The sequence below is a fragment of the Kitasatospora sp. NPDC001159 genome, from assembly GCF_053598235.1.
Genome location: NZ_JBSFJV010000028.1, coordinates 1 through 13,231, shown reverse-complemented (window position 1 = coordinate 13,231; position 13,231 = coordinate 1). Strand labels below are relative to the sequence as shown.

Sequence of the window (13,231 nt, the reverse complement as noted above, 5' to 3'; positions counted from 1 at the left end):
ACAGCGCAGATCGCCGGGCTTCAGCCGGATTCCCGAACTACCGGGCCCGATAAGGTGAGGAGATGGTGATCAGTCAGCGGACGGACGGGGAGCGCCGGGCACTGCGCGCGGCGCTGGGTGCGTTGGTGCTGCTCACGCTGCTGGGCGCGACCGGACGGTACGGCCGGCGCCTGGGCGGCCTGCTGGTGCTCCGCGAGTGGTTCGACCGGCCGCTGCTGCTGGGCACGGTGGCGCTGCCGCTGCTGCTCGTGGTGCTGTACTGCGTCACCTGGCGGGCCTGGGTCCGGGTGGTCCTGGGCGCCGTCGTCATGCTGACGGCGGTGGCCGCCGTGCCGATGTGGGTTTTCCTGGACGGCCCCCGGGTGACCGAGACACTGGGGGTGCCCAGCCGCCCCGACCGGCGGATCGTCCACCAGGAGGAGGGCGGGGTGCTCGACTCCGCCCAGCGGTTCTTCATCGACCAGGGCACCGGCCTGGCCACCCGCCGCTGGCAGATCGCCTACGCGACGTACGCGTCCGGCGAATCGATCGACGCCGCCTGGGACGGCCCGGACCGGCTCACGCTGACCTCGGGCGGCCGCACCACGGTGATCGAACTCGCCGCCGACGGCCGGCCCAGTGGCTCGCTCACGCTGGTGTGACCCGCACCCCGATCGTCCCGCCCCGGCCCGTCCGGGTAGGAAGCCACAACTTTGCCCCGCTCAAGCCTGATTGGGGCCGCCGCGGGGATCGCGCCACGCCCGCCGCCCCGGGTGCGGCCGGGAGGCGTCACCGGTACCTGCCAGAATGCAGGGCGTACGGCGAACGCTCTGAAGGAGAAGGTGACCGGCTTCGTGACCACGCCAGTCGAGCAGGGGGCCAGGCAGGCCCAGCAGGCGATCGAGCGGAAGATCGCCGAGGAACTGGGCGTCCGCGAGGGGCAGGTGAAGGCGGCCGTCGACCTGCTCGACGGCGGCGCGACCGTCCCCTTCGTGGCCCGGTACCGCAAGGAGGTCACCGGGTCGCTGGACGACGCCCAGCTGCGCACCCTGGAGGAGCGGCTGCGCTACCTGCGCGAGCTGGAGGAGCGCCGGGCGGCCGTCCTGGAGTCGATCGAGGCCCAGGGCAAGCTGGACGACGCGCTGCGCGCCCAGGTGCTCGCCGCCGACTCCAAGGCCCGCCTGGAGGACATCTACCTGCCCTTCAAGCCCAAGCGGCGCACCAAGGCGCAGATCGCCCGCGAGGCCGGGCTGGAGCCGCTGGCCGACACCCTGCTCGCCGACCCGACGCAGGACCCGGCCGCGCTCGCCGCCCGGTACCTGGGCGAGTCGGTGGCGGACGGCCCGGCCGCCCTGGAGGGTGCCCGGGCGATCCTGGTCGAGCGCTTCGGCGAGGACGCCGACCTGGTCGGCTCGCTGCGCGAGCGGATGTGGACCCGCGGCCGCCTGGTCGCCAGGGTCCGCGACGGCAAGGAGGGCGACGGCGCCAAGTTCGCCGACTACTTCGACTTCGCCGAGCCCTACACCAAGCTCCCCTCGCACCGCATCCTGGCGATGCTGCGCGGCGAGAAGGAGGAGGTGCTCGACCTCGAACTCTCGCCCTACGACGGCGAGTCCGAAGGCGACCTGCCCGGCGAGAACGACTACGAGCAGCGCATCGCCAGCCGCTTCGGCATCGCCGACCGCGGCCGCCCGGCCGACAAGTGGCTGGGCGACACCGTCCGTTGGGCCTGGCGCACCCGCATCCTGGTCCGGCTGGGCATCGACCTGCGCGCCCGGCTGCGCGCCGAGGCCGAGGACGAGGCGGTGCGCGTGTTCGCCGCCAACCTGCGCGACCTGCTGCTCGCCGCCCCGGCCGGCACCCGCGCCACCATGGGCCTGGATCCGGGCTTCCGCACCGGCGTGAAGGTCGCCGTGGTGGACGCCACCGGCAAGGTCGTCGCCTACGAGACGATCTACCCGCACCAGCCCGCCAACAAGTGGGACGCGGCCCTGGCCGCCCTGGCCGCGCTGGCGAGGAAGCACGACGTCGACCTGGTCGCGATCGGCAACGGCACCGCCTCCCGGGAGACCGACAAGCTCGCCGAGGACCTGATCAAGCGCCACCCCGAGCTGGGACTCACCAAGGCGATGGTCAGCGAGGCCGGCGCCTCGGTCTACTCGGCCTCCGCGTTCGCCTCACAGGAGCTGCCGGACCTCGACGTGTCGATCCGCGGCGCGGTCTCGATCGCCCGCCGTCTCCAGGACCCGCTGGCCGAACTGGTCAAGATCGACCCCAAGTCGATCGGTGTCGGCCAGTACCAGCACGACCTGAGCGAGGTGAAGCTCTCCCGCTCGCTGGACGCCGTGGTCGAGGACTGCGTCAACGCCGTCGGCGTGGACGTCAACACCGCCTCGGCGCCGCTGCTCACCCGGGTCTCCGGCGTCACCGCCACGCTGGCCGACAACATCGTCGCCCACCGCGACGCCAACGGCCCGTTCCGCACCCGCAAGCAGCTCAAGGACGTCGCCCGGCTCGGCCCCAAGGCCTTCGAGCAGTGCGCCGGCTTTCTGCGCATCCCCGGCGGCGAGGACCCGCTGGACGGCTCCAGCGTGCACCCCGAGGCCTACCCGGTGGTGCGCCGCATCCTCGCCTCGACCGGTGGGGAACTGCGCGAGCTGATCGGCAACAGCGAGCGGCTGCGCGCGCTTCGCCCGGCCGACTTCGCCGACGACACCTTCGGTGTCCCGACCGTCACCGACATCCTCGGCGAGCTGGACAAGCCGGGCCGCGACCCGCGTCCGGCCTTCCGCACCGCCGTCTTCAAGGAGGGCGTCGACAAGATCGGCGACCTGGAGGTCGGCATGGTGCTGGAGGGCGTGGTCACCAACGTCGCCGCCTTCGGCGCCTTCGTCGACGTGGGCGTCCACCAGGACGGGCTGGTGCACGTCTCGGCGCTGTCGAAGAACTTCGTCAAGGACCCGCGCGAGGTGGTCAAGCCCGGCGACATCGTCAAGGTCCGGGTGCTCTCGGTGGACGTGCCGCGCAAGCGGATCGGGCTCACCCTGCGGTTGGACGACGAGGTCGGCCACGAGCGCGGCGACCGGGGCGACCGCGGCGGCGACCGGGGCGAGCGGCAGGCCCGCCCGCCGCGCCAGGAGCGGCGCGGCGGCGGTCAGGGCGGTCAGGGCGGTCAGGGCGGCCGCGGCGGGCAGGACCGGCGCGACCGCGGCGATCGGGGCGGCTTCGGCGGCGGCGCGCCGGCCAACAGCGCCATGGCGGACGCGCTGCGCCGCGCGGGCCTTGCCGGTGGCGGCGAGGGCGGCTCGGGCGACCGGCGCTCCGGGCGGCGCTGAGCGGTCGCGATGGCGGCAGCGGAAACGGCCGGGGCCGGTGGGTGCGGGAAGCACGCCGGTGGGAACCGCCACGCCGTCCGGCGACATTTCGAGCTTCCCGCTCCTGATGTTGGCGTTCACGTCCGCCACGTACGACCGCAGCTGTGCGAGCTGCGCCGCAGGCACCTTCGTCAGCACCGACGCCGGAGCGTCGATGGCGTACCCGGACTTGGAGAAGGTGACGTACCCGTTGAGCAGGTGCAGCGGGCTGGACTGCGGAGCGAGCTCGCCGCTGGGAAGGCGGCTGCCCGTCGCCGGCCCGTGCTGCGCCTTCGAGTCGATCTGCGCCTGCTGCGAGCTCACCGGGGCGGCCGAGGCCGCAGGAGAAATCGTCATCAGCAGGCCGGTGGCCGCGATCAGTGCGACTCCACCAAGAGACGCACGTCTCACAACACTCTTCAATTTGACCCCCAGTCGATGTCGCGCCGGACACTGGCCGGCGCGCCCCAATAATCACACCAGGCCCGCCCGTTGGGCGAGTCAGGGAATCGTCAATTCCGTATCGACCGGACTTCCGCCGACGCGGGTAGCGGCGTTCGGCTGAGCCGCCGGATCGCCCGGAAGTCTCGGAAATTCCTTAGCCGCGCCTCTGCTTCGCTGGCTGGGCGCCGGGAGCGGCCCGCGAGGTGTGGCTGAAGGAGAACGATGACCAAAGGTGCACTGATCACTGGGGTGACCGGTCGGGACGGATCGTACCTGGCCGAGCACCTGATCTCCCTGGGGTACGAGGTCTGAGGCCTGACCAGGGGGCAGGCCAATCCGCGGAAGGATCCGATCAGCCACCTGATCCCCGAACTGCACTTCTTCGACGGCGACCTGATGGTCCAGAGCGGTCTGGTCTCGGCGGTCGACGCGATCCAGCCCGACGAGGCTACAACCTCGGGGCGATCTCCTTCGTGCCGATGTCCTGGCGTCAGCCGGAACTCGTCACCGAGGTCAACAGCACCGGGGTGCTGCGGGTGCTGGAGGCCATCCGGATCGTCAGCGGCATCAACAAGCCGTCCGGCGCCGCCGACGGGGCCGGACAGATCCGCTTCTACCAGGCCTCCAGCTCCGAGATTTTCGGCATGGTCGTCGAGACCCCGCAGAACGAGCGCACCGTCTTCCACCCGCGTAGCCCGTACGGCGTGGTGAAGACTTACGGGCACTACATCACCCGCAACTACCGCGATTCATAGGGGATGTACGGCATCTCGGGGATCCTGTTCAACCACGAGCCGCCGCGCCGGGGCGCCGAGCTCGTGACCCGGAAGATCTCGCTGGCGGTCGCCCAGATCAAGCTTGGCCTCCAGGACAAGCTCCTGCTCGGCAACCTCGATCGGGGTGCGCGAAGGCGGCCAGGACCGAGCCCACGGCGCCGGTCACCACAGCCCCAGCTTCTCGACGACGTCGGCGGGCTTGGGCAGCTGGGGGCTCGCCTGGCCGTTGAGGGAGATGGGCACGTCCAGGTCGCGGCGCACCGTGATCATCTCCTCCCAGCGGAGCACGTCGGCCCAGGCGGTGGTGATCGCCGTGCCCTTGGCGCCGGTCAGCCGCCCGGAGCCGGGCAGGTCACACAGCCGCATCCCGTCGCGCAGCAGGGTGACGGCGGCCTTCGCACCGACGCGCCGGATGCCGGGGATGTTGTCGGACGTGTCGCCGGTCAGGGCGCGGAAGGCCGGCCACTGCGCGGGGGTGACGCCGAACCGGCCGACGACCTCGTCGGCGGTGATGATCCGCTGGGACGCCTTCCAGGAGCGGTTGAGGATACGCACGCGATCGTCGAGGAGCTGGTAGAAGTCCATGTCCCGCGACATGATCAGCACCGGTCGGGAAGCGGCGGCCTGGATGGCGATGATCGGCTGCCGCCACAGCGTGCCCGGGCGATCCGGCCGGCTGTCGGCATCGGTGTGCGCGCCGCGGGCCGGGGGCGGGGTCACCGGCCCGCCCGGATCAGGTCGAGGACCTCCGTGGTGGGCCGCACGTCGGCGAAGGACCGGTAGAGGGTCCGCAAGGTGGCGTTGTGGACCTCGTCGCTGCCGGCGGCCGTGCCGTCGGCTACCACGATCACCCGCAGGCCCAGGGTGAAGGCGTCGCGCGCCGACCCGGCCACGCACACGTCGGTGACGACCCCGCACACCACCACGGTGTCGATGCCACGCTCGGCCAGCAGGCCGGGCAGCGGGCAGAAGCCGGGGAAGAACGCGCTGGCCGCGGCCTTCTCCACGAGCAGGTCGCGCCCTTCGTCCACGGTGAACTGCGGCCACAGGCGCCCGGCGAGCGGGCCGCTGCCGCCGGAGGTCCGGTACAGCTCCGCGATCTCGGGGCCGTAGAACTCCTCGCGGGCCGCACTCGGCCCACCGGGTCCCGGCAGCACCCAGGCCACCAGGCCGCTGGCCTCCCGCAGAGCGCCCGCCAGGTCCTGGATCTGCGGGATCACCCCGCGCGCGTACGGCCCGTCGAAGAACGGCACCATGTCGATCACCACCAGCGCGGTGCAGGCCGGATCGAGCCGGGTGTATGCGTGACGGCGGCCGCGACGCTCCTCCTGGCGGGCGTACTCGCGCTGCGGGATCGACCAGGCGTGCAGCAGGGCGGGGGCGTCGGCCGGAGACAAGGCGTTCACGCGCACCCCTTGGAGTGGATGGTGTTGGCGGCCATCAGGACCGACACCGCGGCGCCGGAGAGCAGGAGCGTGCCGTCCATCGCGGCGGCCACCGCCTCCTGCAGCGGCCACCACTCCACGGTCATGCCCGTCTCGGCGCCGGTCAGCTCCTGCTCACCGAGCGTCAGATCCCGGGCGATGAACATGTGGAGCCTGGCCGTGGACTTGGTCATCAGGGCGATCTCGCCGAGCCTGCTCCAAGTGGTGGCCGTGATGCCCGCCTCCTCCTTGAGTTCGCGCCGCGCGGCGTCGAGCGGGTCCTCGCCCGGGTCGAGGCTGCCGCCCGGCGGGGTGAGGACCTCGCCGTGGACGTAGCTGCGGTAGCGGACCATGGCGATGCGGCCCTGGTTGTCCAGGGCGATCGTCAGAGCCCCGTCGACCCGGGCCTGGTGGAATTCGATGGCCCCTTCGGTGCCGTCGGGCTGGGTCACCGTGTCGCGATGGATCAGGTACGAGCCGGTGTCCAGCAGGGTGGCGCGGCTGTGGTGCTGCCACGGCTTCGGAACGGCCGGCTGACGGGTGACGGTGGGCAGGCTCAAGGACGGACTCCTTCGGGCTGGCGGGCGGTGGTGAGCAGCGGGAGGGGACGGTCAGGATGAGTGGTCGGGCTGGGCGCGCCGGGCATCGTCGTCGGCCGGCCGACCCTGTCGGGCGGTCAGGTCCGGTCGGGAGTACGGGGGTGGCGCTGTCCAGGCAGCGGGGTGTTGCCGTACTGGCGGGCCTGGAGTAGGTAGGCGGTGCGGTAGCTGCCGCGCCCGGGCCGGCCCGGGGCCGGCCCGTTGCCCATGAGCCCACCGAGTCCGCTCCGAACCGCGCACTCTCCAGGGTCCGCGCGAACTCCGCGTCCTCCAGGGCGGCGAGCTCGACCGAGTCGGCGTGCCGCAGCAGCGTCAGGGTGGTGATCCGCTCGACCTGGGGCTCCAGGACCGCCGCCGCCCACGTCGAGGCCGACGACAGCCAACTCGCCGCGCCGGTCGCCGCACCCGCGACCAGCAGCGGAACCACCGCGCGGTGCAGACTCTGCGTGGCACTACCGCCGGCCAGTAGCTCGGCCAGCACCCGGTTGGTCGCCACCAGCGCAACCGCGGCGGAGACGGCACGGCCGACCTCGGCGCACACCACGCCGACCAGGGCCCGCCGGTCGGCCTGCCATGCCAGGCGCCAGGCAGGGACCAGCATGGCCGGGATCTGCCGGACGACGCGGCGCAGCGTGGCATCAGCGGTGACGCTCTCGTGCCGGGCGAACCCGAAGTCGTAGCCGAACTTGGCCCCGAACAGGCGCAGCTCACCGGCCGAGGGCCGGAACTCGGGTCGAGGCTTGCGGCATGGCCAGATCACTGGGCGGCTCCAAAACTCGTCGAAGGGCACGGGCAGGATGGCGGTGCACGCGCCGACCCGGGTGGCGGCCGGGCGCACCGTCCTCCTCCGGCCGCGTTACACCGGCGCGGCGGCGAGGCGATCACGGAACACCCGCAGTGCGACGACGAGGCCACGGTCACAGCGGCAGTACCCAGTGCAGGCCCGGGCCGCCGATGACGCGCTGCTCCTGGTCGGTCAGCTCCAACCGGTAGGCGTCCGGCCGGCCGGCAGCGGCCCAGCGCTCGTGGACGTCCTCGGCGAGCTGCCACAGGGCGCGCGGGCCCCACTCGGTGACGGTGGCACCGTCCGGGGCGATGTGGGCGCGCGACCCGTCGGTGCCCACGAGCACCACATCCTCACCTCCGGCCGGGCTCCAGAAGCGGCGCACCCCGGGCAGCAGGTGGCCGACCGCGACCCAGAAGCCGCGCTCGGAGTGCGGGGGCGGCGCCAGGACGGCCGTGCGCGTGGCGACGCCGACTGAGCATTGCCCGGGTACCGGCAGCCAGCCGGAGCCTCGGGCCGGGACGTGCCCCCACAGGTCGGCGGTCAGCGTGCCCGAGAAAGCACCGCCCCTGTCATGTTCGACGAGGGCGGTGGCGTGCCAGCCGGGCGCGCCGGGGTTGATGGTCGTGCGCAGCAGACCGCCCGGCGCCAGGCGGCGCAGCCAGCCGGCCGGGACGGCGGGCACGGCGAAACTGGCGGCGATCTTGTCCCAGGTGCCTTCGGGCAGGCCGCGCAGCGCGTCGCGGGCCAGAAGCCGCACGTCGGCGCAGATCTCCCGGAGCCTGGGCGTGGCCTGGCGCACCAGGTCGCGGTCGCACTCGACGCCGGTGACCTGGCGCCCGGTCAGGCAGTGGGCGACCGCCGACAGGTAGCCCGTGCACGCCCCCAGTTCGAGGAACCGGTCTCCCGAGACGACCTTCAGGTCCTGCAGGGTGCGGGCGAGGAGCCCGGCGCCGGAACTCTGGGCGCAGGGCCGGCCGGTGTAGACGGCGCCAACCGTGTGTTCGGCGGCCGGTTGGTCGGCGAGTTGGACGACCACCTGATCCATGGAGTAGACGAGCGCCCGGTACGCGGCCCGGTCTCCGTCGGCGTCCAGCAGCCGCCAGCGCTTTGTCGGCCGCTCCTCGCCCAGCGGTAGGTAGGCGCGCGGGATGAGGTGGTGGCGCGGCACGGCGGCCATCGCCGCGACGACCGCCGGGTTGTGGACCCCGGGCTCCGCGGCCAAAGCGAGCGCGTAGCCGCTGGGCACCGAGCCGACAGTGGTGGCGTCCGCCGTCGCGGGCGGCCCCTCGACGGCGCACAGGTCAGGTGCTGTGCTTCTTGGCGTAGCGTTCACCGGGTCTCCCGTCGGTGGTTCGTCGTGGTTCGTCGGTGGTCAGGGACGCACGATGTGGGCCGGGACACCGCTGCGCACCGCGGCCAGCACGGCGCGCGTCAGGGCGTGGTCGTGGGCTCCGGTCCCGTCCTCGAGCTGCGCCTCGGAGACGGTGACGACCTCGTCGTGCTCGCGCGGGTCGAGCCGGATCGCGGCGAGCTGCGCGGCCGTGAGCGTCGGCGCCGCGTGGATGAACCCGATCTTCGTCGGCCAGCCGGCCCGGGGCCCCTCGACGACGGTGGCCACCAGCGGCAGCAGTTCCGGGTCGGGCGAGTACCGAAGGCCGGTCTCCTCGAAGGTCTCGCGCACCGCGGTGTGCAGTGGGTTCGGGTCGGTGAAGTCGGCGTCCCCGCCAGGAAATTGAAGTCCCTTGGCGGGGTTGGTGGAGCGCAGCAGGACCACCTTGCCCTCGGCGGTGGTGAGGAAGAGGTCGGCCCACATCGTGGCGGCGGGGATACCGGCCAGGTAGGAGGGCAGGGGGAGGTAGCCGGGGTAGGGCTTGGGCTGGGCGGCATGTCGGCCGATCAGGTCTCGCTCGTGGTCGGCGAGCCGGTCGGGAAGGTCGGCGGGCAGCACCCACCGGTGCACATCGTGCTCGGCGCTGAGGACGACGTCCTGCGGGTGGTCGAGGGTGGCGGCGAAGGCGAACTCGCGCACCCGTCGGCCGCGGGCGTTGTCGTAGTCGCTGTAACCGAGGTAGGCGGTGACCCGCGCCCCGGTGATGCCGGTCGCCGCGGCGCGCCGCGCGGTCACCAGGGGGCTCTCGCCATCCTCGATGCCGCCACCTGGCAGCTCCCACAGCCCGCCCAGCCGCGCGGTGGCCGCCCGGCGCACCAGCAGCACCTCGGCACGGTGGTTGACGAGCAGGACCGCGGTGGCCAGGTGCTGCGCGCCGGCGGCCCGGGCTTCGGCGAGCAGGTCGAACGGTGGCTGGTCGGTCATCGGGCGCTCCAGGTCAGCGAGGTCGGGCCGGCGAGGTCCCGGTAGCCGAGCGAGCGGTACAGCTCCTCGGCGTCCGGGGACGCGGTGAGGTTGATCTGTCCGCAGCCGTGGGCGGTCAGCCAGTCGTGCACGGCCGCGACGACCCGCCGGGCGTGGCCCTGGCGGCGGTGGGCGGGGTCGGTCGCGACGGAGGCGATGTGCCCGACGTACGGTCCTTGACCGGGCCTGGGCATGCGGTCGGTGTACTGAGCCACCGCGCAGGACAGCAGGCGGGTGCCGTCGTCGATGACGAACGCGGCGAACCGCTCGTCACCGGCGAGCCGGTCGGCGAACCACCGCTCGCACTCGCCCGACCACTCCCGCTCGGGAACAGTGCCGGCGGAAGCGAGCATGACCAGGCGCAGCCGGGTCAGCTCACCCGCGTCCGACGGCACCGCCCGCCGCAGGCCTGCCCCGGCGGTCGCGGCCGGTCGGTGAGGTGGGCGCGGTGCGGGTGGTCGGACGGCCACACTGTCCCGGGTCTGCGCCGCGTGGGCGAGCAGCAGATCGCGCGTCGAAGTGCGAAGCCGCAACCGGTTCAGCATGTCCGGGGTGAACCAGCGCAGCAGGACGCCCTCGGTCAGGCCCACCGCATCCGGGTCGCCGGCCCAGCGGGCGGTGTAGACCTGGACGGGCACACACAGACCGTCGGCGCCGATGGCCTGCTCCACGACGAGCGGCTCCAGTGCACCCAGTTCGAGACCGGGGGCCTCCTCGGCGAGCTCGCGCCGCAGCGTGTCCTCCAACGTACGGTCCTGCGGCTCGCGGCCACCGCCGAGCAGACTGAACTCACCCGGGGCCCAGATGTGGCCGAACGCATCGCGCAGGTGCAGGAGGTAGCGGCCGTTGCCGTCGTGGATCAGCACGGAGGCGTTCACCGGTTCCGGCCGCCCGTCCAGGCCCGCGGTGCTCAGCTTGGCGCGCAGCGACGGGGAGGCGACCTGCTCGAAGGGGCGCCACTCGCAGCCGGTGACCTCCTCCGCCTGGAGCGCCATTTCGGGTGTTGCTGCGTCGGCGAGGTAGAAGGCGAACCGGAAGTCGTAGTGCTGGTGGGTGCCCTCACCCTTGTCGGGGTTCGGGTCGATGTCGTTCAGGTCGATGTCGACGGGCTGGGCGAGGAGCTGTGGGACCAGGCACAGCGCCTCGGGCGGGATGCCGGCCTCCTCGGTGACTTCCCGCATTGCGGTGGCCAGCAGGCTGGTGTCGGATTCCTCGCCGTGGCCGCCGGGGCAGAGCGTCAGCCCGGTGGCCTTGTGGTGGATGTGCAGGACCTGCTGTTCGCGATTGATGACGACGGCGCTGCAGGTGATGTGTGCGGGCAGCGTCGTGCGGCTGGTCGGCGCAGGCTCGGAGGCCAGCATGGCGAGCAGCGGTTCGAGCTTGGCGCGTTCGGTGGGGTGGTGGGCCAGGTAGGCGCGGGTGACGGCGGTGATGGTGACGGCGGACGGCGGCAAGCGGGGCTCCTTCAGAACCGGGGGACGAGGACGGGCACGGCTATCCGTGGGCGTGGTGGGCTCAGGCGGTTGGGTCTTCGAGGGCGTGGTTCCACGTGCCCAGGTGGTCGGGGTCTAGGAGCGGGGCGACTGGGGTGGCCAGGTACTCGTGTTCGACGAGGTAGAGGGCGGCGGTGCCTTGGTGGCCGGGGAAGAGTTCGCTCAGGTGGTGGTGGACCTCTTCCTGGGTGGCGTTGTCCTTGTGGAGGAGTCGGCGGGCGAGGAGCTTGGTGTTCCATACGTCCAGGCCGACGGCGGACGGGTTGCGGGAGGCGCGGGAGGCGATGATGCCCGCGGTGTAGGGGCCGACGCCTTTGATCTCGGAGCTCAAGCGTTTGCCTCCTTTCACGTCTCGCTGATCATCAAGTCGAGGGTTCTCACCACAGCTCCTCAAGGCAGGAACAGCGCGCGGTATGCGGAACCACCGCAGCGGCAGGCGGCGGAAGCTCAAGTTGGCAGCCCAGATGCAGAGTTAGGCCGGATTTGCGGTCGAGGAGTGTCTGATGATGACGCTGATCGAGTCCGGCGTTCAAGCGGGTCGCCTCCGGGCGAGCCCGGGTCGAACGGGGAGTTTTCGAGCACCTTGGCGGCGCGGCCGAGAGCGTCCTCCAGCCGGTCGTGAACGGCGTTGGCATGGTGGTGGAACCCAGTGCGCAGGCGGCGAGAGCCTGTTCGAGCGCGGTCGCCCTGCCGGGTTCGAGGTGGTCGCGGACGCCGTGGTGGGTGAGGAGGTCGCGTAGCGCGTAGCCGTCGCCGGATTCACTCGTTCGATTGGCCAGGCGTCTGAGCAGGTTTCGGGCCCGGTTCGAAGATGAGACAGTGGCCGATGGCGGCGTCGGCGTGTCGTTCACCAGGTCGGCACAGCGCGGTGAGCAGCGCGGTGACGGCGTCCTCCCAGGGGTCGCCCGGCTCGGTGTCCTCCAGTAGCGCGAGGGCGCCGGACAGGTCGCCGGTGGTGGCGGCGGCGAGGACTGCGGTCTGGCGGCCGTCGAGGATGCGCCGGCCGATGCCGCGATGTTCCTCGATGTGGCGTAGGGCTTCGCCCCAGCGGCCGGCGGAGGTGAGGGCGCGGGTGCCGTCGGCGATGACGACCCGCCACAGCCACTGGCGGACCTCGCCGCGGTGCTGGTCGTTCTCGGTGAGGCGGGCCGGGACGGTGATGCCATCGAGGGTCGTCTCGGTGGCGGTGGTGACGGCTCGGTAGAGGTTGAGGAGGAGTTGGTGGCCGTGCTGGTGGTGGCCGGCGCGGATGTGGAGGCGGGCGAGGTTGACGATCGGCTCGAGGCCGCGGATGGCGCTCATCGCGGGGAGGCGGGCCGCGGGTGAAGTAGAGGGCGGCGTGGCGTGCCCGTCGGGCCAGCCGATCCCACTGTCGGCCACCATGTCGAGCAGCGGCACCAGCGCGCCGCGGCCGTAGCGCTCGTAGAACTTCTGATGGTAGGACCGCCATGCTGCCGTGCCGTTGGGAGCGGCGCTGAGCCTGGCCAACAGGTGGGCGGCTCGCGCGGCCTCGTCGGCCACCGCTTGCGGGAGGACCAGGTCGGCGTCCAGCCGCAGATCGACGGCCGGAGCTGGAAGGCTGCCGTCAGCGGTACGCAGATCCGCCAGGATCTCGGCGGCATTGGCGACTTGCTTGGCTCCGGCCTTTTCCAAGGCGGTCAGGAGGGGCTCGAGAGGGTCGGGATCGGTTGCCGGGGTGTGAAGGTTCGTGATGAGCGCCCGCTGGGTGACGAGCTCGGACAGGATGCCGGTGACCTGTTCGGCGGTTGCGGTGGGGAACTCGGCGTGGACCTTGTCGGCCAGGTCCTGGAAGCGGAGCGGCTGGCGTGCGGCGGCGAGAGCGAAGGCGACGGGCCGGGTGTGGCGCAGGGTCGTCTCGCCTGCGGCCGTTCCGCCGCCGGGCTGGACGACCGGCCGGTGGGGGACGACTAGGAGCGTGGGTCAGTAACGAGCAAGCGGCTCCGCTCCCGTCACCGACGGATCGGTCGCGGCGGCCTCGGCGGGGCCTGTGTGGGGTTCGGGC

At 72.4% G+C, this 13,231-nt stretch carries 10 protein-coding genes and 2 pseudogenes; 3 read left to right on the top strand and 9 right to left on the bottom strand.

Annotated elements, in window-relative coordinates:
* Positions 1–62: 62 nt before the first annotated feature.
* The 3 genes and pseudogenes from ACWC9T_RS16790 to ACWC9T_RS16780 form a co-directional block, all read left to right on the top strand.
* Positions 63–641 (top strand): hypothetical protein, encoded by a 579-nt coding sequence (locus ACWC9T_RS16790; RefSeq protein WP_449821796.1) that lies wholly within the window; start codon positions 63–65, stop codon positions 639–641.
* Between the two features lie 192 nt (positions 642–833).
* Positions 834–3,314, top strand: a complete 2,481-nt coding sequence (locus ACWC9T_RS16785; RefSeq protein WP_449821795.1) for a Tex family protein — start codon at positions 834–836, stop codon at positions 3,312–3,314.
* Between the two features lie 684 nt (positions 3,315–3,998).
* Positions 3,999–4,672, top strand: a pseudogene (locus ACWC9T_RS16780) (GDP-mannose 4,6-dehydratase); the annotation flags it as partial.
* Between the two features lie 42 nt (positions 4,673–4,714).
* On the opposite strand, the gene ACWC9T_RS16775 reads toward ACWC9T_RS16780, so the two are convergent.
* The 9 genes and pseudogenes from ACWC9T_RS16775 to ACWC9T_RS16735 form a co-directional block, all read right to left on the bottom strand.
* Positions 4,715–5,272, bottom strand: coding sequence for a 5'-3' exonuclease H3TH domain-containing protein (locus ACWC9T_RS16775; RefSeq protein ID WP_449821863.1), 558 nt, complete (start codon positions 5,270–5,272; stop codon positions 4,715–4,717).
* A complete protein-coding gene (locus tag ACWC9T_RS16770; RefSeq protein ID WP_449821794.1) occupies positions 5,269–5,958 on the bottom strand; it encodes an isochorismatase family protein in 690 nt (229 codons plus the stop codon). The genes ACWC9T_RS16775 and ACWC9T_RS16770 overlap by 4 nt, the downstream gene beginning before the upstream one ends.
* Positions 5,955–6,536 (bottom strand): NUDIX domain-containing protein, encoded by a 582-nt coding sequence (locus tag ACWC9T_RS16765; RefSeq protein ID WP_449821793.1) that lies wholly within the window; start codon positions 6,534–6,536, stop codon positions 5,955–5,957. Before ACWC9T_RS16765 ends, ACWC9T_RS16770 begins: the two co-directional genes overlap by 4 nt.
* Positions 6,537–6,652: 116 nt before the next feature.
* Positions 6,653–6,784: a hypothetical protein gene (locus ACWC9T_RS16760; protein WP_449821792.1), complete on the bottom strand. Its 132-nt coding sequence runs from the start codon at positions 6,782–6,784 to the stop codon at positions 6,653–6,655.
* A gap of 708 nt (positions 6,785–7,492) precedes the next feature.
* Positions 7,493–8,695: a protein-L-isoaspartate O-methyltransferase family protein gene (locus ACWC9T_RS16755; protein WP_449821791.1), complete on the bottom strand. Its 1,203-nt coding sequence runs from the start codon at positions 8,693–8,695 to the stop codon at positions 7,493–7,495.
* Positions 8,696–8,734: 39 nt separating this feature from the next.
* A complete protein-coding gene (locus ACWC9T_RS16750; protein WP_449821790.1) occupies positions 8,735–9,676 on the bottom strand; it encodes an NUDIX domain-containing protein in 942 nt (313 codons plus the stop codon).
* Entirely contained in the window at positions 9,673–11,169 is a 1,497-nt protein-coding gene (locus tag ACWC9T_RS16745; RefSeq protein ID WP_449821789.1) for a GNAT family N-acetyltransferase, read from the bottom strand. The genes ACWC9T_RS16750 and ACWC9T_RS16745 overlap by 4 nt, the downstream gene beginning before the upstream one ends.
* Positions 11,170–11,230: 61 nt before the next feature.
* Positions 11,231–11,539 (bottom strand): hypothetical protein, encoded by a 309-nt coding sequence (locus ACWC9T_RS16740; protein ID WP_449821788.1) that lies wholly within the window; start codon positions 11,537–11,539, stop codon positions 11,231–11,233.
* Positions 11,540–11,967: 428 nt separating this feature from the next.
* A pseudogene (locus ACWC9T_RS16735) lies at positions 11,968–13,080 on the bottom strand (lantibiotic dehydratase); the annotation flags it as partial.
* Between the last annotated feature and the right edge of the window lie 151 nt (positions 13,081–13,231).

Coding starts and splice junctions, on each gene's coding strand:
- ACWC9T_RS16790 (WP_449821796.1), top strand. CDS start 63: ATGGTGATCAGTCAGCGGACGGACGGGGAGCGCCGGGCACTGCGCGCG.
- ACWC9T_RS16750 (WP_449821790.1), bottom strand. CDS start 9,676: ATGACCGACCAGCCACCGTTCGACCTGCTCGCCGAAGCCCGGGCCGCC.
- ACWC9T_RS16760 (WP_449821792.1), bottom strand. CDS start 6,784: ATGGGCAACGGGCCGGCCCCGGGCCGGCCCGGGCGCGGCAGCTACCGC.